The following is a 25485-nucleotide window of genomic DNA, read 5'->3' on the forward strand; positions in this document are numbered from 1 at the left end:
TCCAAAGAACATCCAAAGAATGGAGAGTCGGAAGCTAGACAAGAATTTTTTCGCCACCACTTGGTAGCCGGTATATCTGTCTCAAAATAGATGGCAATTTGGCGTTAAAAGATCATTTTGGGAGTCCATAGGGAATCAGGTGGGGTGTAGAGTCGGGAGCGATGGAATCTAGGGGCAGCTGATAAGCGGATTTCTGTAATCTAGCAGGGGGCGGGGCAAAGAAAGCGCTGGCAATCGGGCAGCCCGTGTACCCAGCGTTTATTTTGCTGCGCACAGACCTGGCGTACCGCTTCCGCCGAGCCCACCAAGCGTTTAAAGCGGCTTTCAAAATTGCGGTTTAGGTAGAGCCAGTGTTTTGGCGAAATACCCAGCCGATTTAAAATAGGTGGGATGTTTTCGGGAATAGCGCCGCGCTTTTTAGGGTGCAGCTGCCGGCCACTCCAGTCTACCAGCTCTAAATAGTGATCCAGCTGAAAAGGCAAGCCTTTAGGCATATCCCGGCGCTCTCCGCCCACCAGCGGCAGTAGGCTTTTGGGCTGCTGGCCTGAGATGGCTGTGTGGATGCGTTGCTGGATCGAAGTGTAATCGGATTAGCGATACTAGCACGGATAGGGTTGAGGTCCACGTAAGCCAGGCAGGCGGCAAGGGCTCTTTCATCCAGCAAGGCCTGAGACTTGAAAAGCCCTTCCCAGAAACGACCGGTGCAGCTGTCCTCGGCATTGGCCTGGCGGGCGATGGACTCGTTCAGGCAGCGCATAAACCAGCTGATATCGACCAGGCGTTCGCGCCAAAGGGATGTCACCTCCTGAAGTTTTTCCAGCTCGACGGCATCCAGGGCTTCACCGCGAAGATAACGTTTGCTTAGCGCAGAACCTTTGAAAAGTTGTTGCCAGCGTTCAATTATCTCGATAGTGGACCATGAGTTTGCTGTGTAGGTATCGATATAGAGCACAATATGGGTGTGATTACTCATTACCGCATAGGCAGCGATATCGAGAGCAAAGATTGAGGCCAGCTTATGCATCCTGGCCTCAATCCACCGGCGTCGGTGCTCATAGTCTTTTTCGGATTAGCATCCCTACCGCAAAGGAACGCTCTACGCACACAGCGGGAGACACAGTGATAATAGGGTGTCGCATCGAGAGAGATTTGCGTGCTGCGCGGAAGAGTCATGGATTTTTATCTTTGACTCCAGTATTTTGATCATTCTGCCTGTGTTGTGTCAATTGACTTGACGCTTTAAGCTTCTACTTTGGTGGGTGTCCAGAATTGTCTCGATACCACCTACAATGTTGAGGCTCATGAAACAGATGATCTCTCAGGTTATTACCATTTTGATCCAGCGACGCATTTAGCGATAGGTAAGCGCATGAAGGAAGAGAGAGATAACTTGCGCTGATTAAAAATCATACTCGATAGCAAGTGCGTAGATAAGGCCTCCCTGCTGAAAGTCTTATCTACGCTCACCTAGCCCACAAAGCCAAAAAACCAGTATTATCCCTTCCGTTTATCTTGTCAGATTTTTTCAAACCATACTGTATCTCGCTCTAATAGCGTGATATCAATAGCGCTATACTCAAGTAATTAATTTGCCCCATCAAAAGGTGCGTACTTTAGCGTTTGAGATAGGCGTTACATTGATTAGCTGTGTCTTCAAAATTACTTTTGCTGAAAAGTTATGTGAAGGGAATATTGATATCGGTAGAGATATAGCCTTTGGGTTTTAAGTTTAGTTACTCTAAAGTGAGTATCGATAGTAGTGCGTATCATAAGGGACCGCCGCAATTCTAAGTGGCGGATTAATTCTAATAGATAGAAGTTTAGTAATATGAAAACCTTGCCTAAACATATAGGTATAGTTGGATGCTCCGCAGAAGGGGCCGCCCTTTGCTATAGAACAATATGTACTGAAAGCCCCAAAATTTTGGGGGAGTATGCACACCCGGAAATCTCCATGCATACTCACTCTTTGGCAGACTATGTGGATCGATTGAATAACAGCGATTTGTTGGGTGTTGGTGACCTAATGCTTTCTTCAGCTAAAAAGCTCAAAGCGCAGGGTGCTGATTTCTTAATTTGTCCAGATAATACCATTCATCAGGCGTTTGAGTATGTAAAAGAGTTATCACCGCTACCTTGGCTCCATATTGCTGAAGCTGTAGCAGAGAGTGCGAAATCTCGCGGTTATCAAAAGCTTGGTATTTTAGGCACCAAATGGCTGGTGGAAAGTGATGTTTACCCAAAGAAAATTGAAGGGCAGAACCTTGCTTGGCTGCGACCTACAAATGAGCAGGTACACAATATAGACCGCTTAATTATGGAAGAATTGGTCTGTGGTGTCTCGACGCCAGATTCAGTAACTTACTTTCAAGAGGTTATTCAAAGTTTAAAGGCTAATGGTTGTGATGCCGTTATACTTGGGTGTACAGAAATACCACTAATAATTAGTGACTCCAACTCCCCTCTGCCTACCTTGAACTCCAATCATTTATTGGCGGAGGCAGCAATTAGGTTGGCTGTTGGATGTGCAGAATATTCCTGGTAAGCGCAATAGTGGGTGCTCGATCGGCATTTATCATATGTAAAGCGAAGCTCTAATGTATGGATTTGGATTGCAGCAAAGCAAAAAACCATTTCACGGATAGGTTAGTATGGCTTTTGCTGCTGCCTGTATGGAAAATACGGTGGAAGTATCATACATATCTTAAGCTGTTTTGCCGCGAAGTATTCAGTTTCAGTTGCTATCTTAACACCTGCCTTAACACGCCAAGGTAGTTATCAGCCAGCTCTACATCATCATAGTACCCGCGGGCCTTAAGAAACTTATGGAGTGCCCTTAAGTTATAGGTGGGCACACCCATAAAAGCGTGATGCTCACAATGGTAGCTTAATCCATCGGTGGGGCTGACAAAGAGTAATCCTAAAATTCCCCTTGGAACCGATCGTGTATTATATTTTGGTTCCAGATGATAGAGATCTTTAACCCCGGCATGCTCAGCGATTTGACGCATTCGAATGATGGCCATATAGACTGTAAAGTAGGCTATTACCCATAGGATATACAACTGCGGAAAGCCAGAGGCCCACAACGCCGCAAACATGATACCGTTAACAAACAGGCCCCGTGTCAACTGATAATTAACTCTCTTATTTCTGCTCAACAAATCTCGACCGCTTAAAAAAAGATATAGGTTTGCCTTTAAACCAGTGATTCCCAAAAAATCTCTAATGAATTTTCTCGCTAGACTCCTTTTACTTACAGGATAGTCTTTGTAGTTCTTCAGATCCGGATCTTTATCTGTGCCAGCATTTCGATGATGTTTTAGATGGCTCTTAATATAGGTATCACCATCCATCAATAAAAATGGTGAAGATAACCACTTGGCAACGAATTTATTATAGGCCCGGGTTGCGAAAAGCGTTTTATGACTGGCTTCATGCATGATTGCAGCTAAGGCCTGTTGACGCCCAGCAAGCAAGAATACTGCTGCAATATATACGTACCAATACGGTAATAGTGCTGCAATAACAAAAATACTAACGATGCCAATCCAAGCGCTTGCTACTATCCACCAAGCTCTGGCATCACTACGCTGCAGAAAAGGCTTGAGTTCTTCTTTGCTAATTGGGATATTCATTGAGGAGTACCTTGTTGTGATTATTAGTCAACACCTAACTTCTTCAACTGTTCCAGCCAAATGTTACGGCCAACACGATCGTACTTACGCACGATATTCTTCAATTCTTGGTACTTCTCTTGCGGTCTTATTATCTTTGGGAGTAGAGGATCAATCGCTAGGCGATGAATGGCCTCACCACCCAACCGGCATGTTTCTGATAATGTTGTATAAATAGGTTTATTTGACAGAGTCTTAAGGCTGTTCTCAAGGGACCGTACGAGATCGTCATATTCGCTATCAAGCCTTTCGATATCCCATAGCTGGTGAGCCCATTGAGAGACTAATAAATCCGGAACCTCATGCAATACAAAACAGTTAGCCCCTACCTCAAGTTCAAGAGTATCTAATGAAGCGATTATTTCAGAATGGGCGAGTTTTAGATTGTTAGGTCGTACCCACAGGTGGTCGAGGCCTACGGAAAAACCATACCATTGGAGAACCGATAATGACTTTCTACGAACCGTACGTGATATTCCTTTAGGTAAGTGACAAGTAAGCCAACTACCGTCCCAAGTTTCATAATGAAAAGTATCATGTTGCCAGCGGTTGATAAAAGCGCGTTTGGCGATCGCTTTTTCTGTTAAACGGTACACCCCCCGACCATCATGGCTGACCAATTCGGTACTTACCAATCTATTTAATGTTACTCGTAGACTATTGATAGAAATGTCAAATGCATCAGATATAAAGCTGAGCTGACTGGTTCCAAGCTCGTGTCGCTTGTTAACGCCCATCAGGTCCAGTAGGACATTTTTAGGGGTAGGCTCATACGTAAACTGATACATAATGATTTTACTGACAATAATCCTGGTATTTGTTCTAAGTGATATTACAGGGCAGAGCACAACTTGCAAGACATTGTAATCTTTGGGTTAAACAAATAGACGCTTAAATCCACGGTAATGCCATCTTCTGCTATCCGATATCCTTATCACCGTGAGAAAAATCTATAGAGGAGGATTATATCCAAGTGCTTTTAAGTGCTCGGCAGGCTCGCCGCGCGAGGATGAGTTTTACTAGCGGGGCAGAAATAATCAGTACACCCTGGTAATATAAACTGCATGAAATACGATGCCAGAAAACTTAGTACTGAGGAGCAGCACCTCATACGTAAAATTGCTGTTCAGCGAGTATTTGATGGAGAATCTGCGGCGGAGGTTAGTCGTAGCTTAGGGCTGGGGAGCAGAACTATTTTCCCATGGTTAAGGACTGCTCGGGAGAAAGGTATTGAAGCGCTATCTCCAAAAATTAGACCTGGACGCGGTAGAAAACTGTCAGCTATTGAAGAAGAGGAAGTCAAACGATGGATTATTGGTGGCGATCCAAGGCAATATGGCTTTGATTTCGGATTGTGGACACGTCAGATCGTATCGGATTTGATTTTTGAGAGATTCAAAATTGAACTTAGCGTTTCTAGTGTCGGCACACTTCTACATCGACTGGGCCTGACGCCACAAAAGCCTCTACGAAGAGCTTACGAGAGAGATGAGAAGGCGGTGAATAAATGGGTAAAGGAAGTCTATCCAAAGATTAAATCTTATGCGAAAAAAACTGGTGCAGAAATATTTTGGCTGGACGAGGCTAGTATCAGATCAGACGATCCACTCCAAAGGACATGGGGAGAAAAAGGAAAAACTCCAGTGGTAAAAACGAGTGGTCAAAGACAGTCAATCAATGCGATCTCAGCTTTATCGAATAGAGGTGGCTTCTGGTATCATATTTATAGTGGAAAGTTCACGGCAGAAAAGTGCGTAGAATGCTTCAAAAATTTCCAGAGAAGTCAGAAAAGACCAGTGATTCTCATTGTTGATGGGCACCCAGTACACAAATCGAAAAAGGTATTGGAGTATGTCGATTCACAGGATGGAAAGCTTGAAATGGTGTTCTTACCGCCATATGCACCAAACCTAAATCCAGATGAGTTGGTCTGGAATCATATGAGAAATATAGGGACTTCAAAGAGGCCGCTGAAAAAAGGTGAGACACTACTGAGTCGTGCAAATGCAGATTTGCAGAGCATCAAGAAAAATAGAAAACTTGTGAAATCATTTTTTCAAGAGTCGACTGTATTCTTTGCTGCTGCCTAGGTAGTATCATCTCAAACTTGGTCGTAAGGCAATTTACGCGCTAGAGCACCGGCTTAGGGAGTTATACTCTCGTGGGCTTGGCAATCAGTGGACTACTTAAAGAAGTTATTAATGCTATAAATAATTTTGAGTAACTATATTGTGGTGAATTAATCTCGCGATAGATAGAATTAATGAGGGGCTTTCTTCTCAACTTGGAGATATTCCGAAGGGTGCAGCACAAAGTTCGCTCCTTGGTGCAGTAGTGAATACTGCAGTAGTAAGTTCTGTGAAGTCATATGATACGATTAAGAGTGGAGCTAATTTAATGACTATTGCAAAACAAACTGGGATGAGAATAGAGAATTCTGGTGGTCCCTGTGTTGTGACATATAAAGGTAATTAACTTATGAAATGTTCTTTGTTTTTAATGGCAATACTAGTTTTAGCTAGGCCAGTTTTTGCAGAAGATAAGGAGTTTCGAGATTTGATAACCTCACATGAAAACAATCTCGCTTTTATGTACGACCTGCTTGAAAAAGGAATAGATCCAAATAGAGAGGCACAGTTATACACTAATTTACTAGTTGGTTGGATTTCTTTTGCATCTGTTGCTGTTAAATACAGCATTCAATCAGATATGCTAACACCTCGTAGAGTATGCGAAATGACTCAGCTGATGGATATGACGTATCCAAAGTTGTTGAATTCCCCAAAAGGCGTATATCCGATACAAATGGTTTCTTACGCACATAAATCCGCTATTTCTGCGATGAAGTTGATCACTTCAGAGTATCGCATCGATTGCGAGGAATACTTCAAAGTAAAAACAAATCTTAAAGGACGACTGGGAGAGCTTAAAGAGCACGGAGATTCTTGATTTTGCCTTAATTATAATAATGTGCACAAAAGGAAACAGCAGCATTAGATATCTACTTTTCATAACAAATTCCTTTTCTAAGCGGACTTGAAGTTGATCTTGTGGACACCCATAGATAAAGGTAGGGGGCCAGCTGAGGCGCAGGTACCCCCTTTGGCGACTGGTTTTCATAAATTGGTACTAACGCGTAATGAAAGACCAAGTATTATGCCTCGGATTTGAAAATTAAGGTTTTAGGCAAAATCTGAAAGGAATGAAGGCGGTTGGAGAGAGTTAGAATTAGCAGGGTGTTGCAGAAAGGTAGTGTTGGAAGTTGCTGATACTTTGTACCCTGTGTTTCCCGATCTTGATGCAAGCTTGTGGTATAGTCTCTGCTGATCCAGCAGGTCATTAAAACGGTATTCAAAATTACGACTGAGATACAACCAGTGTTTTGGTGGTATACCTAGGTGTTCGAGTATGGGGGGCGTTCTCATTAATGGAGCCGCACTTTCTGGGATCTAAATATCGACCGCTCCAGCCCGCTAGTTCCAGGTAGTGCTCCAATTGAAAGGGTAACCCCTTACGCATGTTCGCCTCCTTCAAATGGCAGTAGGTCTTTGGGCTGCTCACCTGTGGTTGCAACATGAATACACTGTAGAATGGAAGTGTGACTGGAATCTTTCGGGGTTTTGCCATTTTGGCTCGGATAGGATTGAGATCGACGTAGGTCATGTAGGCGGCAAGGGCTCTCTCATCCGTCGAAGCTTGGGACTTAAAGCACCCCTCGGAAAAGCGACCTGTACACTTCTCTTCTGCATTGGCCTGGCGAGCAATAGGTTCGTTAGAGCGATAAGCTCGTTGAGCTTTTCCATTTCACTGTGATCAAGGGGGTGACCTTGATCACAGCGTTGAGCCAGTATTGATGTACTAAAAAACTCGCTGCCAGAGATGAATGACTTTAGTATCGGACCAAGCTTTGGCTGTATTTGAGTCAATATAGAGTACGATATGGTAATGATTACTCATTACTACATAGGCTGCAATATCAAGGGCGAAAATGGCAGTTTTTACATTCCGACCTCAATCCAGTGACGTCGATACTCATAGTTTTTCCCAAGCTGAACATCTTTTCGGCAAAGAAATGCCCTATGTAAACAGCGAGAGACGCAGGGATAGTAGGGTATTGCATCAAGAGATATCTGTGAGCATCGAGATAGGGTCATGGAATTAGGTGAGGTGGCTGTTTTTGTATCCAGTACTTTGTGGAAGTCCCTACATTATGTCAATGAATTTGACATTTAAATATACTTCTTTGATGGGTGTCCGGAAATAGGGTTTAAACTATATCTGATCTGGCTTAGCCTTCAAGGCTCACGAGTTATTCCTAAGGATTGCCTTATTTTATATATTGTTTCTCGTTTAAGCTACGCGAGGCCCCTGGGATTTCATCCAAGCTGTTCCTCCGCAATATCATTACAATTCCCTCAGATCATATCTTGGCCGGGAGAGGTGCCGGCGCTATCAGAAGAACCCTCCCGGACTAACGGCACTTATTATCCGAAACGAAGGGCGATTGGTCGGGAATAAAATCGAGTAAAAGATACTCAACAACACCGTCGGATGTTATGTAATCGAGTTCCGCTACAGGATGACAGTCAGCTTTAGTTCCTTGTTTATATTTTATGCTCATTATTTATATCCTGAATAAACTATATACTCGACTTAATCTAACCTAACAGTTAACTTAAGTTCCCTTGACTATCGTATCAAATAACGGAGTCATAAGTAATGCACCTGCAGGACTCAAATGGTGACTATCGCTAAAGTATGAAACCTCGCCATTAGAAAATAGGCAGGTATTTTCTGGGCATAGAATCTGGTGAGGTAACATCAGTTGGTCACCCAATCTACTATGTAGGTAGTTAACAACGTCAAGATAATCTTCATTAAATTTTTCAATTCCTACAAAGAAATGCTTTGGATTATAGATCCCCATGGCCAACTTTCGGCTTTGAGTAGATGGAAAATTATAGCCAGGTATTTGAATCGGCCCTAATACATACACTATCTTACCAGCCTTCTCCAATCGATTGACAAAGCTAATCGTAGCCTCAGCCAAAGCTTCCCTGGCTTTTCTACTGACAAGGCCACCTTCAGAGCTAATATATCTATTAGAATGCCAAGTTTGTGCGATAATTACCTTCTGTATTTCCTTATTAGAAACAATAGCTTCATAGTTCTTTTTTGCTTTTCTCAAACAATCTTGACTGAGATTGACTCTAAGTGTTGGCAAGCAGCTATTTAAAGGGACAATTAGACCTTTCTCATCAATACTGTTTAATGCATTAACAAAAGCTGGACCATACATTTGTGCATGAGAATTACCCAAAAGTACTGTTGAATAGGGTTGCTTATTATCACCTGCGACTAAACAAGCTCTAGAGGCACCAAAAGGTAAGTATTCTCTAACCCCACAACGAAAGTTAGAGCTTATCGATTCCGAAAAATTATTTGCTAATGGAGGGTGACGCTTAGGAAATCCATTAAAGCTAAAAATTAGTGCGGTCGATGCGACGATCAAGATATATAACAGGGCAATCAATAGTATGGAAAGTTTATCAGGATATTTGTTGCGAAAAGGAATTTCAATAAATTTCCAGGTCAAAGCTGAAGCAAGGCATGTAAATAAGAATCCTAATATCAATACATAATTACTAGGTGGATCAACATAAACATATTTAATGATAGAGATAACTGGCCAGTGCCACAAATACATGGAATATGAAATAAGGCCTATAAAACGAATTGCTGATAAAGTTAAGATACAATATAGCAAACTTTGCGAACCAATGGGTTGATACAACATTAGTCCTGTCCCTGTCGTTATCAAAATAGCTGGAATAATCGAGTTTTCGGGATATGAATACGCGACTATGATCATCCCAAACCCCAGGTAAGATAGCAGAATATTTATGTTTTTATTTTGCTGTGGGTTTCTATAAGCTAATAGAGCAACCAGGACGCCAATTGCAAGCTGCCAGATTCGTGTGGGTGTAAGAAAAAAAGCAGGATTTTCACCCCCGATAGAAAGAATGAATATATTTAGGCTGATGGATGTCAATATAACTAAGCAAGCTAAGATTATATAAAACTTCTTATTTTTGGATAATTTGGTTAGCATTAATAGCGTGCAAGGGAAAACAAGATAAAATTGCTCTTCGATACTCAAGGACCAAGAATGTAATAAAGGCTTCAGTTCATCACTAGCACCAAAATAACCACCTGAGCGCCAAAAGTATATATTGGAAACAAAAAATAAGCTTGTTAGCAGGCTTGTAGATAATCTGATTAAATCTGAAGAGATGAAAAAAATCAGACCAGAAATTAACACAAAAAGGAATACGACCAATGCGGCCGGTAAAATTCTCCTAATTCGTCGGATGTAAAAGTGAGCTAAATTGAAACTCCCTTTATCGGCATCTTTCATTATCAGCCCGGTGATCAAATATCCAGAGATCACAAAAAAAAGATCTACCCCCAAGTAACCCAGAGGCAGTGTGGCCGGATGATAGTGAAAGATAATTACGGGAGCAACAGCCAAGAATCTTAATCCGTCAATTTCTTTTCTGTATTCATGCATTAGAAGAATATTCTCATCTATAAGGAGTTAGAATATAAAGCAATTCCCGGTTAATGTTTTCAAGGGTAGAGAGAAATAAAGTCATATTGGTAAGTAGTTAGTTTTTTCTCGCCAAATAGGTAGTAGTTAACCCTCAGGCCCAAATGCAACGTTTACGCTATAAGGCAAGCCCTAAGTCAGACAATCCACAGCCAACTTCAAATAATATAATAGTATCACCAATCTTTCAAAGTCGGCTCATTTAGTAACGACCGGTAACCATCTCCCATATTTTAGCTCAAAACCTGGTTTCAAGCCGATCCTTGGCATACGCTTGAAGTAGTTTTGTATTAAAATCGTTAATTGTTTCCATGCCAGTATGAGTTCTAGAATTAACGTAGAGGGTTAAGAGCGTTCAATCACAGAGTTGCTTAATACTTTCCTTTCTAATATCACGTATCTTGGAAGTCGTCCAACATAAAAATCTTCCTAATTACCACTTATGCTAAGCCAATTTTTAGCAACCTTTCTGGCATCGGTGGTGTCCGAAGAGAGACGTAAATCAATCTTGGAATGAGTGCCGACAAATCAAACCTCCGATTAAAGCGATATTGAAATTCTGCCAAATAGCGCTGTGCATATTTCGGCCTAATAGCATGGTAAGTGCTACGTAGCGCACTCTTTAAATTACCAAGTACTGTATTTACCCAATAGAACTCAGGCTCTTCAACAGAAGCTCGGCCACCACCACAAACAATTTTGTCATGTACACAACCGGCCTCCTTAATGGCATTGAAGCATGGAAGACCATCTGAGATGACTGTGCTGCCACTGCAAAGGTACTTTTTACTCCAGGTTGAAATTTCACTGCTTTTGAAGCCCTTGATAATTGAGAGCTTAATACGGGTTGGGCGTCCCTCCTTGGTTGTTTCAACGGCCGCCACAAAGGGAGTTTTACCCTTGGCTCCGCGCCCGGGCTTGCATCCAGTACGCTCACCACCGAGATAGGCATCATCTAGTTCAATAAAACCGGACAGTTTGTATCGTTGGTCTCGCTCCATCATCACTTGCATGAGTTTCTGCTTCATACGCCATGCTGCGTTGTAAGAGATACCTAGATGTCGAGATAGCTCCATAGAGGAAATGCCCTTCTTATCCTGAGTAATCAGGAAAATACCGAGAAACCAGGTGGTGAGGGGGAGCTTCGTGGAGTCAAAAATTGTACGAGAGGTAATCGATGTCTGACGCCGACAATGGTTACATTGCTTAAGCTTGCGATAAGCGAGGTCGCAATGCTTGTCATGCCCGCAGTGAGGACAACTAAAGCCATTGGGCCAACGCCACTGCGACAGTGCATCGAAGCACTGTTCCTCGCTGCCGTACATTTTGAGGAATTGGGTCAAACTAATACCCTTCTGAAACTGTACCTTGTTGCGAGCCATGGCGTATTCCCTTGCAGATCAACGAGATAGCTGTATTTATATACAGTTACGCATAACTTAGCAAGAGTGGTAATTAGGAAAATCTTTATTGCCAAAAATTAGTAAAAAGTTGGAGGAAGGAAAAGTTGTTGTTGATTCAGATGATATTCATCCTAATAAAATTTCACGAAAAACTGAAGATTAAGTTGAATACTGTAATGTCAGATGATATGCATAGCAGGGTTGTTTTTGTAACATTCATCATTTGTCAGTTTGCTTGCGAGTCAGTCCAAAAAATGTTCTGCTGGAACTTATGGGCGTGAATAAAGGAAATAAGATTTAAATCGATCAGCTGAGATTTATATCTGATGTATTCAATATGTTTATCAATGATCTGCGCGTAACATTAAATAGGCCGACTTGAGTCAAGCTAATTACTCGCGACGGTCGAGATCTGTACCGGTTAACAAAAATGCCCTTGCAGAGCGTGCTTTATGGGGCGTTAGTAACAGAATAGCTTCTATTATAATAATTGGAGTCATAATTAGCTCACCTGCCTCCTCCCAAAGGGGGGCACGTACTATTCGTGAATAATCATTGTTAGCCCTTGAATGGTATGGCTTTCGCTCCGGCCCCGACTGACTATAAATGCACCCTAAAAATTCAAATATAACCATACTGAAATAACGGTGACACTAGTTTATCAAGGTTAAATACAGTAGAAGGGTGACTTGTTCATTTGGTGGTTCATGCGAAAAACAAGCTAATTTAAATGGGTATATTATGTTTTTGATGTATTTCTTTGGCATTTCATTTTTTGCAGCTGGAGAGTTGTTGGTTTTATAGTTCTCCGCATGGATCAATAGTATATGATATCTTTTCTTAGCTTGGTGAGGGATCTAAGATAGTATGAAAATTTTGGCTCGTATTTAAATGCATATAGAAATCAATATTTATCTGATGTGGATTTATAGGCTGCAACATTAAATGAGAATTTAAGCCAGTTTCACAGTAAGCATATATGTATTGAATGTTAAGTTAGAATAAGAGAAATTTCAATGGATGTTTACTTTCTCTAAGGAAGACCCTCTTCTAATTTTAAGACCTATTTCGTTTATGTCATTTCTAGTAGTTTCGGTGAAGCTAATTGAGCCGCTGATCATTGCGACCTAGTGCCGCATCGCGGTGAGAGTCTGGAGATACTTTATGGTAAAGTGGATAGATACTTAGAATATCTATTCAGCAGCTTCGTAAGATTCCTTTTCAATCAGTTCACCATTCAATGTTTCACTGCCACCACGATAGCGCATAGTCATTTGGCCAGTAGCAATTAAAGTTCCTTCACTATCGTATACCTCTGTATATGAATAGAAGATCTTTCGTCCAGTACTCGTTAGCTTACCTATCGCAGTGAGTTGATTAGTTTTTGCCTGACCGGTGAAATTTGCTGTTAAAGAAAGTGTAAAAGCTCTACGACGGCGGTTGGGGTGGGGGCAGTAGAGGCCGCAGTAAGAGCCAGCGATATCGATTAATGTTGTAATAAAACCACCGTGGGGCACACCGTGGGTATTCAGGTGTTCCGGTTGTACTTCTACGCTGATTGCCACATTGCCTTCCTGCCAATTATCTATGGTTACACCTAGATGGTCATTGAACGGGGGTTGTTTCTTGTTCTGCCAATTCATCCAATTTCACCTTAGAAAGTAAGTTTATGATGGGCCGCTACAATTTGTTTTCTGAGTTGATAGGTAGACTGTGAGCAATCCTGCACTGATAACAATCAGCGTCCCCACCAGTGCAATAGTGTTAGGTAAGTGCTGCCAAATGAGCCAACCTAGAAGTCCGGCAATAACCACACCAAAGTAACTGATTGGTGACACCACGCTGGGTTTTGCATAGCTATATGCTTTGGTGTACAGCCAGATAGCCAAGAGTACAGACACACCGTTGAAAATAAGATAGGGGAGTGTCCATAAAGGTACTGGTTCCCAATAATAGATACCCAGGGGCAGGCTGCACGCAAACGAGATTAATACGTAGTAAAACAATATAAGGCTGGGCCGGTCGGTATGGGACAAAATTCGTGTTCCGACCATAGAGGCAGCCAGGGTAAGCCCAGAAATCAGGCCGAGGGCATGGCCGCTACTAATACCGTCCACGTTGGGTTGAAGAATCAAGGTGATCCCGAGTAAGCCCAGTAAGATTGGTAGCCAGTGGGTTATGGGGATCTGTGCTCGAGCCCAAAGCCAGGCAATAAGGGGAACAAAAATGGGAGCTGCATTACGCAATAACCCTGCTTCCATTAGTGAAATTTTGCTTAGGGCAGAAAAATATGTGAAAAAGCATAACCACCCAGCAAAACCGCGTATTAGGTGGGTTCTCCAGTGTTGGGTGGTAAGGTGTCGAGGTGTTTGTCGCACTAGCCATGGGGTTAGCAGTATCAGGCAGATACTGTATTGGCTGAGCGTAATTAATGGCACGGGGACCGCGGTAGACACCCATTTGCTGGCTGCGGCCGCTGTACTTGCTACCAGCGCGGTAGCCAATGCAAAACCAATGCCCTTCCAGTTTTGGATATCCGTACGGAGTGGCTGACTTGGTGGAGATTGTACTTCGACTAAGGCATCAGGCCTACTCATGGTGACACAACTTCTTTATTTGGCTGCAGCAGGTAAAGTGGGAAGCCAGTAGTCATACTGGCTTCCCCTATAGTTTACAAACTTAGATTTTGCCATCAGCCCATTGCGCAAATGTTTTTCCCTCTTGGGCTAGCCGTTCCAGTAAAGGGGCTGGAGTCCAGTAGGTATCTCCATGCTGCTGGCGGAAAGTACATATTTTTTCGTAGATTTCCTTCAAGCCGATACTGTCGGCATAGTGCATAGGTCCTCCACGATGGGGCGGAAAGCCATAACCGTAAACATATACAACGTCTATATCACTCGGACGTTGGGCTATACCTTCCTCCAGGATTTTGGCTCCTTCATTAATCAGCGCGAAAGTTAGGCGGTTTAGAATCTCCTCGTCGGAAATTTCCCGCCTTACAACCCCTTGACTTTTAGCTTGGGCTTCAATGACTTTCAGTACTTCCGGATCGCTGCTGCGAGCGCGAGTTTCGGGATCGTAGCGATAGTAGCCGGCTCCACTTTTCTGGCCCAGGCGGCCCATTTCAACAAGGGCATCTGCAATACAGTAAGTTTTTGGCTCTCCTCTTTCTGATTCGCTCAGGCCCTGGCGCGCCTTGTAGCCGATATCCAGTCCCGCTAGATCTCCAACGGCCATAGGGCCCATAGCCATCCCCCAAGACTGCATAACCGAATCAATCTGCTCCGGGGTTGAGCCCTCGATTAAACACAGCTGCGACTCTCTGCCATAGGGGCGCAACATGCGATTGCCAATAAAGCCGTAACAGTTTCCCGCTAGTACAGGTACTTTCTTGATCGTTTTAGCGAGCTGCATGGCAGTGGTAATTACATCGTCAGCACTTTGCGAGCCGCGAACTACTTCGAGTAGTTTCATTACATTGGCAGGGCTGAAAAAATGCATCCCGATAACGTCTTGAGGCCTGTTGGTTGCAGCTGCAATTTGATCAATATCCTGGTAGGAAGTGTTGGTTGCAAGGATGGTACCGGGTTTGCAGGAGTGATCCAATTTGGCAAAAATCTCCTGTTTGAGCTCCATATTTTCAAATACGGCCTCAATGACCAGGTCTACATCAGCTAGGTCTGCGTAGTCAGTTGTGCCGGAAATCAACGAGAGACAATGAGTTTTTTGACCTTCTGTGAGTTTCCCTTTCTGCATGCTGATGGTGTAATTCTTGTCGATCACTGCTAGCCCTCGATTTATCGCTGTTTGATCGACTTCTACCAGCTTGACTGGAATACCGACATTGGCAAAGTTCATGGCGATGCCTCCGCCCATAGTGCCTCCACCGATAATGCCCACGCTCTTTATCTCCCTGGTGGGTAGGTCTTTTGGTAAGCCTGTGACTTTGGTTGCAGTGCGCTCGGCAAAAAATAAATGCCTGAGGGCGGCCGATTGGCTGGAAAGCAGGCATTCGATAAACAAGTCGAGCTCTTTAGCAAGCCCTTTATCAAAAGGCTGGTGAACTGCGGCCTCTATACAGGTAACAATATGTTGCGGTGCAAGCTGACCTCGTGATCTCTTTTCAAGGCGCTTGCGGAAATCATCAAATACCCCCTCAGGAATGCTGTCAGGATCTATTGCGATGTCTCTGACTCGGCGGAGAGGAGCTTCATTTGCTATCAATTCACGGGTAAAGGCGAGGGCTCCCTCTAACAAGTCCTCCTCGATAACCCGGTCTATTAACTTCATACTTTTGGCTTTAGAGGCCGGTATAGGGCTGCCTTTTGTGATTAATTCCAGTGCAGCGGCAACACCAGCCAAGCGTGGGGTGCGCTGGGTGCCACCGGCTCCTGGCAGTAATCCCAGTTTGACTTCTGGCAGTCCCACTTTGGCCGATGCTATTGCACAGCGGTAATGGCAGGCTAGAGCCACTTCGAATCCACCGCCGAGTGCCGTGCCGTGAATGGCGGCGATCACTGGTTTACAGGAGTTTTCTATTTCCTCAATCACTTCTGATAGGGCGGGCGCCTGTGGTGGCTTGCCAAATTCCGTAATGTCCGCACCAGCGATAAAAGTTCGGCCTTCACACACTAGCACCAGGGCTTTAGATGCATCGCCTTGAGCGTTCTTAATCGCTCCCCAAATGCCTTCACGCAAGCCGTGAGAGAGGGCGTTCACAGGAGGGTTGTTCAATCGAATTACACCGATATCGCCAATGAGTTCATAACTTACACTAGACATTGCTATCTCCAGATCTTAAGTGACAACTGTTCGGTCTCGGTTTTATTTACATCTAATCAGGTTTATATGCGTTCTATGATTACAGCGATCCCCTGGCCAATCCCTATACACATGGTGGCCAGTGCATAGCGCCCGCCGGTACGTTCCAGTTGACGCAACGCTGTTAGCAAAATACGGGCACCACTGGCCCCCAAGGGGTGGCCAACAGCGATGGCACCACCATTGGGGTTCACCCGTGGGTCTGCATAATCAATTTCGAGCATTTTGAGGCAGCCCATAGCCTGTACCGCAAAAGCTTCGTTGAACTCCATTATATCCATATCCCCAAGCTCCAAGCCTGCCCGGGCAAGGGCTTTACGGGTAGCCGGTACCGGGCCCAACCCCATTACCCGCGGCTCTACTCCTGCAATGGCGCTGGCGAGAATACGTGCCCTAGGCTTTAGATCTGCTGCTTGGCCGGCTTCGGCGCTACCAATAATGAGTGCCGCCGCGCCATCGTTGATGCCGGAAGCGTTGCCGGCAGTAACCACTCCATCTTCGAAAAGCGCGGGTAGGGCTTGAAGTCGCTCCAATGTTGCATTGGGACGGGGATGTTCATCCGTATCGATAAGACGCGCTGGCTTCTTGCGGCCTTGGGGTACTTCGATGGGAATAATTTCATCGACAAAGAAGCCATCGGTACGTGCCGACTCGTATTTAGTTTGTGATACCAATGCAAATGTATCGCACTCTTCCCGGCAAATATTCAGGTCTGATGCAATATTGTCTGCGGTCTGAGGCATGCTGTGGCTTCCATACTCAGCAACAATGTCTGGGTTGGTGAAGCGGGGGCCTAGGGTCGTATCTGCCAATACCTGATTTCGATCAAAAGCACTGTTGGCTTTGGAGAGAACCAGGGGGGCGCGACTCATTGATTCGACACCTCCTGCGATAAATAGCTCTCCTTCTGAAGCGCGAATGCAGCGAGCGGCATCTGCTATAGCGGACAAGCCGGAACCACAAAGGCGATTTACCGTTATGCCGCCTGTGGATATGGGCAATCCTGCTAGCAGGCCTGAAAATCGGGCAACGTTGCGACTGTCTTCTCCCGCCTGATTAGTATTGCCCGCAATAACGTCCTCAAAATGTTGAGGGTTAAAATTGTTTCTTTCAGTCAGGGTCCTGATGACATGGGCAAGCAGGTTGTCGGGCCGGATACAGGAAAGACTGCCCCCGTGGCGGCCAAAAACACTGCGGCCGCCGTCATAAATATAGGCATGTGACATAGTGAAATTTCCGATATTGGAGTTCTAGGTGCATTGAGTCATGCGTTAATTTCTTTTATTCAAACTCCAAAGCCACGGGTAAATTTTCCAGGGCTTCCTCTACATCGGCTTTGCTGGAGGCTTGTTCAAGTTGAACTTTTGCTACCTGGCCAAGGGATGCATCGAAGTGGGCGGAAAACTTAGCGGTAATACTTTTTTCCTCTAATGCCTGGCCTACGACATATTCGGTAGCGCGATTGCGCAGAGCCGGCTTGAATACTTTGGCTACAGCAGTGAGTGGAATCTCATCAATAATTTCCACGCGCTTAGGAATGGCTGCACGTTCAGAAATTTGGCTGCGGCAATAGTCAATGAGTTGTTCTTCTGTGGGCGGGTTAGTGGATGGAAACAGGGTAACGTAAGCTACTGGAACTTCTCCGGCATAAGCATCTGGTTGACCAACTGCAACGGCAATAGCAACGGCAGGGTGACGGGATAATGGTTCTTCGATCAGAGCAGGATCTATATTGTGGCCGCCGCGAATAATTAAATCCTTGGCCCGCCCAGTTAAGAACAGGTTACCATCTCCATCGAGATATCCCATATCGCCGGTATTAAACCAGGACTTATCGACCCAGGCTTTAGCATTATCCTCTTCTGATAAGTAGCCAGAAAAAATATGTGGCCCGCGCGCGAGTACTATGCCCACCTCTCCTGTATTGCAGGTTCTAACCAGTCGGGTACCGTCTACTTCGGCAATTTTCATTTCCATGTAAGGCAATCGCCGGCCGACGCTGCCTTCAGGGGCTTGCATATCGGTAGGAGGGCGAGCTAAAAGGCAGCTGGACTCCGTCATGCCATAGCCATTACTGACAAGGACGTTGAACTTCTCCTCAAAGGCATTCTTCAACCCCGTTGGCAGGGTGGAGGCTCCACAGCCAATGTCTGTCAGACAGCTGATGTCATTGTCATCCACTGGAATTTGCATCAATACACCGAGGATGGTGGGGACGGCGGCAAAGCCCTTCACCTGAAAACGCGCAACATGATGCCACCAATTTGGTAGGACATTGGGTGAGCGAAAACCAGAGGGTGTCATGATAACAATTGTGCGTCCGGCCAATAGGGTGCCAATACCCGCAACAACCGTACCGAAAATATGAAACAGCGGAAGTCCGCTCAGGGTAGCGAAGCGCCCTTTACTGGATGACGTATCAGCACTTAATTGAGCGACGAAGGCAATATTGCTGTGAGTTAAGCGGGCTATTTTAGGTCTTCCAGTAGTGCCCCCGGTGTGGAAATAACTAGCGGTTTCACTCCCCTGGATATAACGTTCACTCTTTAGATGATCGTCCGGCTGTTGGGATATAGCTGAGACAAAATTATCTGCGTGAATACCCGCTGGGACTGGAGTATTGCTAATTGGCTTTTTACTGATTAGTAACAGAGTTTTTAATGTGGGAACTTGCTCGAGAATTTGCGTTACTTTATCCCATATTTCCTCGCTAAGATCTTGGCCAAGAGTGACCAGGACTTTAGCCCTGGTGGTATTCATAATTTCGATTATATGTTCGGGTTCCAGCAACGGATTAATAGGGCTGGTAATACCTGCTGCCTGGCCTCCCCAAAGTGCAAAATGGGTTTCTGGCAAATTGGGTAGTAGTAAAGTCACTGTATTGGTCGGCTCAACACCGATGGAGTGAAGAAGATTGGCAGTCTGGTGCACTCGCTGGGATAACTCGGAGAAACTTACTTTAACCGTGTCTTCGTCAGGTGCGGCCGTTGGCAGGAATTCGATGGCCGAGTCATGTTGGTAGAGGCGGGCAGATTGCCGGATTAAATCAAAAGTGCTTTCCCAGGGGTATCGCTGCGAAAGGGGGACTTTTTCATATTCCTGAATTTCAGCAAGTGACTGCAACATTGTATCGGAGGATTGAATGGGCGTGATCGACATGGGGGCTTCTCTCACTTTGGTTATTATGGTGACGACCATAGCAAAAGTGAATACAGCATTCCACTCTGCGGAATAAGGTGTTAGTGTTTTACCTATTAAGAAGTGTCTAGTGCATTTTTTAATGGAAAATGGCGCAAAATAACTTATAAAAAACAAAGAAGCGCCATGTTGTTGAGGTTTTTCCTGTTTTATTTTCCGAGTGGTTGATTTGTGTGCCTATCTGGAGTTGATTGGCGCTAGAAATGCTCCGTTTTTTATTTCGCTAAAGGCATTTTGCGCCAATAATTTAAATCGTTGGGATCGATTCAAAGGCAATTAAGTAACTTGTCGAGGTGAATCTGTTAAACACTAGTTCCGCCTGTACCGGGGACCTTTCAAAAGATTGCGTATTTTTGCTGCGCAAGATTGTGATAGAAGCAGTTTGTAGGAGCTGCTGTTCAATGCGCCGACTAATAAAGGAGCAGGCGAATGAATATAGATTTTTCTCCCGAAGAGTTAGCTTTTCAGCAGGAGGTCCAGCAGTTTCTCCAAGAGAAACTTCCTGAAGATATTAGAGAGAAAACCCTGAAGGAAATCCCCCTGGAGAAAGAGGATTTTGTTCGCTGGCAAAAAATACTCTATGAGCAAGGGTGGGCAGCTACGAATTGGCCGGTTGAATATGGAGGTACCGGTTGGACACCTACTCAGAAACACATTTGGGCAGACGAATGTGCTAACTATGGTGTACCAGAGTTGATTCCTTTCGGCTTAAAAATGGTTGCTCCAGTGATCTTTACCTACGGTAGTGAAGAACAAAAGCAACGATTTCTGCCTGACATCCTGGCAAGTAATGTCTGGTGGTGTCAGGGATATTCGGAACCAAATGCTGGCTCAGATTTAGCTTCCTTAAAAACAACAGCTGTCCGTGATGGCGATGAGTATATTGTCAACGGCACCAAGACCTGGAATACCTTGGGTCACTTTGCAGACTGGATATTTTGTTTGGTTCGTACTGGTGGGCCTCAAGTAAAGAACCAGGCTGCTATCAGCTTCTTGCTAATTGATATGAAACACCCTGGTATTACGGTTTCGCCAATTATGACCTTGGGTGGTCACCATGAAGTAAATGAAGTCCATTTCAATAATGTGAGGGTACCGGTAGAAAACCGTATTGGCGAGGAGGGGCAAGGGTGGACTTACGCCAAGGTTTTGCTAACCCACGAACGCACCGGTATTGCGCGGGTGGCAAAATCCAAGAAACGCTTACAAACGCTAAAGGATTTAGCCAAAGAGACCTGCGATGGAGAAAATAGTCTGCTTGAGAACCCGGCTTTTGCCCAAAAACTTGCCGAAGTTGAAATTGATCTCTTGGCCCTGGAGTTTACTGAACTACGTACGCTTGCGGCGGTAAGTACAGGTGGTGCCCCAGGAGCGGAATCCTCCATCCTTAAAATCAAAGGAACCGAAGTCGCTCAACTTATCGATGAACTGTATATGGAGACTGCGGGTTACTACGGAATGCCGTTTGTGAGAGAGCAGTTTAGGAGCGGGTTTGACGGAGAATGGGTGGGTCCCGGTGTTATTGCCAGCAGTGTGCCTCGTTACTTAAACAACCGTAAATCCTCAATTTATGGCGGAAGTAATGAGATTCAGAAAAATATTATCAGTAAATGGGTACTTGGCCTGTAAATGCAGCATCTAAAGAGGACTTGAGCGATGGATTTTTCCTACAGCGAAGAGCAGCGGATGCTGCAAAGCAGTGTGAGCAAGTTTATCCAGCAGGATTATGACTTTGACCGTCGTTGTAAAATAGTGAGTAACGATATTGGCTTCAGTAAGGAAAATTGGAAGCTATTTGCGGAACTCGGCTGGTTAATGGTGCCATTTGGAAAGGATGATGGAGGCCTAGGAGGCTCCGCCGTAGACTTGATGGTGGTTATGGAGGAGTTCGGCCGAGGTTTAGTGGTTGAGCCTTTCCTGGCCAGTGTTGTTCTCAGTGGTGGTCTTATCGCTGACTGCGCTAGTGAGGTGCAAAAGCGAGAACTCCTGGGAATGTTAATGGAAGGCCAATTGCAATTGGCATTTGCTTTTACTGAGTCACAGAGTCGCTATAACCTTACTGATATAGCCATGACTGCGGTAAAGGATGGAGACAATTACCTCCTGAATGGACATAAAGCTGTCGTTCTAAATGGTGACGTAGCAGATAAATTCTTAGTTGCTGTGCGGACGAACGGAGCACAGCGAGATCGTGAGGGGATCACCTTACTACTTGTCGATCCTAATACAGAAGGGCTTCAGCGGCATGGATATGCCACTGTGGATGCACACCGTGCCGCCGAAATTAAATTCAATAACGTGAAAGTACCCATAGCTAATCTGATAGGGGAAGAGGGGGCGGCTTTAGGAACTATAGAAAAGGCTGTTGATAGAGCGACGTTGGCATTGTGTGCAGAAGCTGTTGGAGCTATGGAAAGGATCTATAAGAAGACAGTTGAGTACACTAAGACGCGGGAGCAGTTTGGTGTTCCTATTGGCAAGTTCCAGGCACTACAGCACCGCATGGTGGATATGTTTACTGAGTATGAGCAAGCGCGCTCAATATTGTTGATGGCTGCGCTACAGCTTGATAGCAATAACGGAGTTGCGCCTAAGGCGATATCCGCTGCAAAAAGCCGTATTGGTAAAGCTGCGCGGTTTATCGGTCAAGAGGCGATACAGTTACATGGCGGTATAGGGGTTACTGAGGAGTTGGATGTAAGTCACTACTTTAAGCGTCTAACAACAACTCAGTACCTATTTGGCAGTACTGATTACCACACTTTACGATTTGCCAAGCTGTAAATCATAAAGCACTGACTATACGGCCAAATTCACTCTCTACTTGCCACTTTGCGAGGGCACACACATGGAAAAAGTTGTCGAGCACACCAGATCTGTGAGCATAGGTAAAGTAGAGAGTGTTTTTAAACTTCAAAAGGATGCATTTAATAGGAGCCCCTACCCGAGTCTTCAGGAGCGTCTGGAAAGTTTAAAAAAATTAGAGCAATTGATCCTGGAAAACCAGAAATCCATAGCAAAGGCAATAAGCGAGGATTTTGGTAATCGTGCCATCCAGGAAACTAAAATTGCAGAGATCTATGGGTGTATCGAGGAGATTCGTTACACTCGTAAGCGCTTAAAAAAGTGGATGAAAATTCAGAAGCGCCATGTGCCTTTGCTACTTCGAGGAGTAAAAAATCGCGTATTACCTCAACCAAAAGGGGTGGTTGCTATTGTTACCCCCTGGAATTACCCACTACTTCTATCTGTTGGGCCCTTGGTGAGTGCGATATCCGCAGGGAATCGCTGTATGATCAAGATGGCTGCTAACTCGCGTGCCCTTTCTGCATTATTACATCAGTTATTTAATAGATTCTTTTCAGAGGATCTGGTAGCTATTCTTCCTGGAGTGAGCGCTACGGAGTTTACAGCCCAGGCATATGATCACATGATCTTTACTGGATCTGGCAAAGTAGGAAAAGTGGTAATGCGGAGAGCTGCGGATCACCTAACTCCTGTGACACTAGAACTGGGAGGTAAGTCTCCAGCCATAATATGTGGCGACTTTGATGAAAATATTGCTGCGGAACGTATTTTGAGCTCAAAATTCTTCAATGCGGGCCAAACTTGTGTAGCTCCAGATTATTTATTGATTCCTGAAGAAAAACTTTCAGGATTCTTGGAATCGGCTAAGAGACTTGTACCCAAGTGGTATCCATCTTTAAATTCAGAAGATTATACTTCGATTGTTGATGAAAAGGCGTTTAATAGGCTGAATACTTGTCTAACGGATGCTCTGGAGAAAGGGGCTACAGTTCTGCCGTTATTAGATGTTGAAAACAATAAAGGTTTGCAAAAAATTGCTCCCACCTTAGTGTTAAACCCGACAGAAGACATGAGTCTGCTACGCGAGGAGATATTTGGCCCTATTTTACCTATTCTTACGTATAGGAATCTGTCTGATACGATAGATTACATAAATAGTAAAGATAGGCCTTTAGCATTATATATTTTCAGTTCTAGCGGAGATGTTCAGGAAAAGATTATCAAAAGCACAATGTCTGGAGGTGTTTGTATCAATGACTGCGCGATGCATGTCTCCCAGGCAGACTTGCCCTTTGGTGGTATTGGGGCGAGTGGCATGGGGCAATATCACGCTTATGAGGGTTTTTTGGAATTCTCAAAATTACGACCGATCTTTACACAAGCCAAAAAGTCAGCGGCGGTGCCTTTACGACCACCTTATGGCCAAAGATTTGATAAAATTTTCAACTTTCTACTGCGTTTCAAACTGTAGCTGTACTGATTGAGAAGATCTGGAGTTTGAGTCGACTAATATCGGATTAACATAGCTTCGATATTGCCTACCAGGTTTTTCAACAGAGGAGCTACTTCATTTTCTAAGTATTCCGGGTTAAGTCTAAAAGCAGGTCCGCCAGCATTAAAAGTGTAAATATGACCTTGGCTTAAAGAGAGAGGTACCGCGATACCGTTGACATCGCGATTCCACTCGCCAAAAGAGCAGCAGAAGCCGCGCTGCTGGTAGCTGGTGACCGCTTCTTCAATACCGGCTTTGATCGTTGGCCATTGATCACCAGCTTTTTTCTCCAGGTAGCCATAAAAATATTCCCGTTCTTCTTGAGGGAGTGCTGCCAAAAAAGCTCGCCCGGAGCCGCTGGAAGCTATGGGTACGCGATTACCGATTTCATGGCGAAAAGTTGTGACATTTGCAGGAGCACAGAACTCGACAAAAATCATATCCAGCCGGTCCCGATCAGAGAGACCAACAGCGGTACCGGTAGAATTAGCTAGATCCTGCATTAAAGGCTTGGCTACCTGCCTGACTGTGAGATTTGAGACAAAAGCATAACCAAGAGCCAGGACGCCACTACCCAGCTGATATTTTTCCATTCGATCAGAGTAGGTCAGATAACCTAATTTCGTCAGGGTATAAGTCAGTCTGGAAACACTGGAGCGGGGCAGGCCAGTGCGCTGGGCGATCTCCAAATTACCCAGGAAGCCATCACCAGGTTGAAAAGCTCGGAGCACATCCAGACCACGAGCTAGAGCCTCAATAAATTTTCGATCTGGTTCAGTATCTTTTTTTCTGGGGAAGTCACTTAGGGAGACCATTGGTTTAGTCCTTCATGTTGAAGGTAAGTATACAATTTGTACTCCAAAATCTGAAGTAGGGAGTCAATATTTTAACTTCTATTCAGTTGAATACATAGATGCGACAAGCTTGATCTGACTTTAATAGTAAAATCAAGCTAAGCCTGGAGTTGCAATGGTACCTATGTCTAGAGAGGGTTAGGTAATGACGGCTACATATATGATCTATTGGCTCCATTGAACAAGTTGGTTTTGCTAAGTGGAAAGGTCACGTTGACTAAAATATTGGTATCAAAATAAAGGTACGAACTGATTCCATACGATCCTTATAGGTAAACCTTTGGCAATGTTCAAGGTGTTTTTATTGTGGTATTAATGTTTAGGATTGAGCTTTGATTGCAGAATGCGAGACACGCAATCGATATTTATTTCTTCAAGTGTTTAGGTCAAGAACGTTCTTTTATCCTTGTAGTGTGAGTGTTTCGTGAGTGTTAAGTATAAACAGTACTTACTAAGCCCATTTGTGTCGACTTAATTTTTTGCTTAAATCAATTGGTTGCTTATTTTTTAAGGTCAAGTAAAAATATCCGGCCAAATAATGCTGATTGTGGCGAGGTAATAATTTATCGGGTCAGAGCTAATGAGTTAGCACCAAAGTATGATTTGAGAGGTGACAAAAATA

Annotated in this window: 19 protein-coding genes; 6 read left to right on the top strand and 13 right to left on the bottom strand. The window is 44.4% G+C overall.

Annotated elements, in window-relative coordinates:
- Positions 1 to 200: 200 nt before the first annotated feature.
- Together ACJJIQ_RS06555 and ACJJIQ_RS06560 are read right to left on the bottom strand one after the other, a co-directional pair.
- Positions 201 to 494: a hypothetical protein gene (locus ACJJIQ_RS06555; RefSeq protein WP_444897542.1), complete on the bottom strand. Its 294-nt coding sequence runs from the start codon at positions 492 to 494 to the stop codon at positions 201 to 203.
- Positions 455 to 1024, bottom strand: coding sequence for a nitrogen fixation protein NifB (locus tag ACJJIQ_RS06560; protein WP_444897541.1), 570 nt, complete (start codon positions 1022 to 1024; stop codon positions 455 to 457). Before ACJJIQ_RS06560 ends, ACJJIQ_RS06555 begins: the two co-directional genes overlap by 40 nt.
- 804 nt (positions 1025 to 1828) lie before the next feature.
- Here ACJJIQ_RS06560 and ACJJIQ_RS06565 point away from each other — a divergent pair.
- Positions 1829 to 2545: an aspartate/glutamate racemase family protein gene (locus ACJJIQ_RS06565; protein ID WP_444933005.1), complete on the top strand. Its 717-nt coding sequence runs from the start codon at positions 1829 to 1831 to the stop codon at positions 2543 to 2545.
- A gap of 196 nt (positions 2546 to 2741) precedes the next feature.
- Here ACJJIQ_RS06565 and ACJJIQ_RS06570 read toward each other — a convergent pair whose 3' ends face one another.
- The gene (locus tag ACJJIQ_RS06570) at positions 2742 to 3638 is read right to left on the bottom strand and encodes a fatty acid desaturase family protein (RefSeq protein ID WP_444912877.1); all 897 of its coding nucleotides are present in this window, start codon (positions 3636 to 3638) and stop codon (positions 2742 to 2744) included.
- Between the two features lie 23 nt (positions 3639 to 3661).
- Entirely contained in the window at positions 3662 to 4465 is an 804-nt protein-coding gene (locus tag ACJJIQ_RS06575; protein WP_445364079.1) for a hypothetical protein, read from the bottom strand.
- Between the two features lie 276 nt (positions 4466 to 4741).
- Between ACJJIQ_RS06575 and ACJJIQ_RS06580 the strand changes: the two genes are divergently transcribed.
- The gene (locus ACJJIQ_RS06580; RefSeq protein ID WP_445362554.1) at positions 4742 to 5767 is read left to right on the top strand and encodes an IS630 family transposase; all 1026 of its coding nucleotides are present in this window, start codon (positions 4742 to 4744) and stop codon (positions 5765 to 5767) included.
- Between the two features lie 388 nt (positions 5768 to 6155).
- Complete coding sequence (locus ACJJIQ_RS06585; RefSeq protein WP_445364080.1) at positions 6156 to 6626, top strand: hypothetical protein; 471 nt, start codon at positions 6156 to 6158, stop codon at positions 6624 to 6626.
- A gap of 408 nt (positions 6627 to 7034) precedes the next feature.
- Here ACJJIQ_RS06585 and ACJJIQ_RS06590 read toward each other — a convergent pair whose 3' ends face one another.
- The 8 genes from ACJJIQ_RS06590 to ACJJIQ_RS06625 form a co-directional block, all read right to left on the bottom strand.
- Complete coding sequence (locus ACJJIQ_RS06590) at positions 7035 to 7196, bottom strand: hypothetical protein (RefSeq protein ID WP_445354025.1); 162 nt, start codon at positions 7194 to 7196, stop codon at positions 7035 to 7037.
- Positions 7197 to 8352: 1156 nt separating this feature from the next.
- Positions 8353 to 10248, bottom strand: a complete 1896-nt coding sequence (locus ACJJIQ_RS06595; RefSeq protein WP_445364081.1) for an acyltransferase family protein — start codon at positions 10246 to 10248, stop codon at positions 8353 to 8355.
- A 479-nt stretch (positions 10249 to 10727) separates the two neighbouring features.
- Positions 10728 to 11669, bottom strand: coding sequence for an IS1595 family transposase (locus tag ACJJIQ_RS06600; RefSeq protein WP_445362153.1), 942 nt, complete (start codon positions 11667 to 11669; stop codon positions 10728 to 10730).
- Positions 11670 to 12883: 1214 nt separating this feature from the next.
- Positions 12884 to 13333 carry a PaaI family thioesterase gene (locus ACJJIQ_RS06605; RefSeq protein ID WP_445364082.1) on the bottom strand — a complete coding sequence of 150 codons (450 nt, stop codon included), beginning with the start codon at positions 13331 to 13333 and terminating at the stop codon, positions 12884 to 12886.
- Between the two features lie 24 nt (positions 13334 to 13357).
- Positions 13358 to 14287 carry a DMT family transporter gene (locus ACJJIQ_RS06610; protein WP_445361691.1) on the bottom strand — a complete coding sequence of 310 codons (930 nt, stop codon included), beginning with the start codon at positions 14285 to 14287 and terminating at the stop codon, positions 13358 to 13360.
- A gap of 82 nt (positions 14288 to 14369) precedes the next feature.
- Positions 14370 to 16472 (bottom strand): 3-hydroxyacyl-CoA dehydrogenase NAD-binding domain-containing protein, encoded by a 2103-nt coding sequence (locus tag ACJJIQ_RS06615; RefSeq protein ID WP_445361692.1) that lies wholly within the window; start codon positions 16470 to 16472, stop codon positions 14370 to 14372.
- 62 nt (positions 16473 to 16534) lie between these two features.
- Positions 16535 to 17737, bottom strand: coding sequence for a 3-oxoadipyl-CoA thiolase (locus ACJJIQ_RS06620; protein WP_445364083.1), 1203 nt, complete (start codon positions 17735 to 17737; stop codon positions 16535 to 16537).
- 55 nt (positions 17738 to 17792) lie between these two features.
- Positions 17793 to 19670, bottom strand: coding sequence for an acyl-CoA synthetase (locus ACJJIQ_RS06625; RefSeq protein WP_445364084.1), 1878 nt, complete (start codon positions 19668 to 19670; stop codon positions 17793 to 17795).
- Between the two features lie 468 nt (positions 19671 to 20138).
- On the opposite strand from ACJJIQ_RS06625, the gene ACJJIQ_RS06630 reads away from it, so the two are divergent.
- The 3 genes from ACJJIQ_RS06630 to ACJJIQ_RS06640 all read left to right on the top strand — a co-directional run bounded on the left by ACJJIQ_RS06630 (position 20139) and on the right by ACJJIQ_RS06640 (position 23988).
- Positions 20139 to 21338, top strand: coding sequence for an acyl-CoA dehydrogenase family protein (locus tag ACJJIQ_RS06630; protein WP_445364085.1), 1200 nt, complete (start codon positions 20139 to 20141; stop codon positions 21336 to 21338).
- Between the two features lie 27 nt (positions 21339 to 21365).
- Positions 21366 to 22493 carry an acyl-CoA dehydrogenase family protein gene (locus ACJJIQ_RS06635; protein ID WP_445364086.1) on the top strand — a complete coding sequence of 376 codons (1128 nt, stop codon included), beginning with the start codon at positions 21366 to 21368 and terminating at the stop codon, positions 22491 to 22493.
- A 64-nt stretch (positions 22494 to 22557) separates the two neighbouring features.
- Positions 22558 to 23988 carry a coniferyl aldehyde dehydrogenase gene (locus ACJJIQ_RS06640; protein ID WP_444913233.1) on the top strand — a complete coding sequence of 477 codons (1431 nt, stop codon included), beginning with the start codon at positions 22558 to 22560 and terminating at the stop codon, positions 23986 to 23988.
- A 35-nt stretch (positions 23989 to 24023) separates the two neighbouring features.
- On the opposite strand, the gene ACJJIQ_RS06645 is transcribed toward ACJJIQ_RS06640, so the two are convergent.
- Positions 24024 to 24824: an IclR family transcriptional regulator gene (locus ACJJIQ_RS06645; RefSeq protein WP_445354035.1), complete on the bottom strand. Its 801-nt coding sequence runs from the start codon at positions 24822 to 24824 to the stop codon at positions 24024 to 24026.
- Positions 24825 to 25485: the final 661 nt, after the last annotated feature.

It is taken from the genome of Microbulbifer maximicatervae (SeqCode) (assembly GCF_052468295.1).

Coding starts and splice junctions, on each gene's coding strand:
- ACJJIQ_RS06555 (WP_444897542.1), bottom strand. CDS start 494: ATGCCTAAAGGCTTGCCTTTTCAGCTGGATCACTATTTAGAGCTGGTA.
- ACJJIQ_RS06565 (WP_444933005.1), top strand. CDS start 1,829: ATGAAAACCTTGCCTAAACATATAGGTATAGTTGGATGCTCCGCAGAA.
- ACJJIQ_RS06635 (WP_445364086.1), top strand. CDS start 21,366: ATGGATTTTTCCTACAGCGAAGAGCAGCGGATGCTGCAAAGCAGTGTG.
- ACJJIQ_RS06585 (WP_445364080.1), top strand. CDS start 6,156: ATGAAATGTTCTTTGTTTTTAATGGCAATACTAGTTTTAGCTAGGCCA.
- ACJJIQ_RS06640 (WP_444913233.1), top strand. CDS start 22,558: ATGGAAAAAGTTGTCGAGCACACCAGATCTGTGAGCATAGGTAAAGTA.
- ACJJIQ_RS06590 (WP_445354025.1), bottom strand. CDS start 7,196: ATGCGTAAGGGGTTACCCTTTCAATTGGAGCACTACCTGGAACTAGCG.
- ACJJIQ_RS06600 (WP_445362153.1), bottom strand. CDS start 11,669: ATGGCTCGCAACAAGGTACAGTTTCAGAAGGGTATTAGTTTGACCCAA.
- ACJJIQ_RS06580 (WP_445362554.1), top strand. CDS start 4,742: ATGAAATACGATGCCAGAAAACTTAGTACTGAGGAGCAGCACCTCATA.
- ACJJIQ_RS06630 (WP_445364085.1), top strand. CDS start 20,139: ATGAATATAGATTTTTCTCCCGAAGAGTTAGCTTTTCAGCAGGAGGTC.
- ACJJIQ_RS06575 (WP_445364079.1), bottom strand. CDS start 4,465: ATGTATCAGTTTACGTATGAGCCTACCCCTAAAAATGTCCTACTGGAC.
- ACJJIQ_RS06595 (WP_445364081.1), bottom strand. CDS start 10,248: ATGCATGAATACAGAAAAGAAATTGACGGATTAAGATTCTTGGCTGTT.
- ACJJIQ_RS06610 (WP_445361691.1), bottom strand. CDS start 14,287: ATGAGTAGGCCTGATGCCTTAGTCGAAGTACAATCTCCACCAAGTCAG.
- ACJJIQ_RS06645 (WP_445354035.1), bottom strand. CDS start 24,824: ATGGTCTCCCTAAGTGACTTCCCCAGAAAAAAAGATACTGAACCAGAT.
- ACJJIQ_RS06560 (WP_444897541.1), bottom strand. CDS start 1,024: ATGCATAAGCTGGCCTCAATCTTTGCTCTCGATATCGCTGCCTATGCG.
- ACJJIQ_RS06570 (WP_444912877.1), bottom strand. CDS start 3,638: ATGAATATCCCAATTAGCAAAGAAGAACTCAAGCCTTTTCTGCAGCGT.
- ACJJIQ_RS06625 (WP_445364084.1), bottom strand. CDS start 19,670: ATGTCGATCACGCCCATTCAATCCTCCGATACAATGTTGCAGTCACTT.
- ACJJIQ_RS06605 (WP_445364082.1), bottom strand. CDS start 13,333: ATGAATTGGCAGAACAAGAAACAACCCCCGTTCAATGACCATCTAGGT.
- ACJJIQ_RS06615 (WP_445361692.1), bottom strand. CDS start 16,472: ATGTCTAGTGTAAGTTATGAACTCATTGGCGATATCGGTGTAATTCGA.
- ACJJIQ_RS06620 (WP_445364083.1), bottom strand. CDS start 17,737: ATGTCACATGCCTATATTTATGACGGCGGCCGCAGTGTTTTTGGCCGC.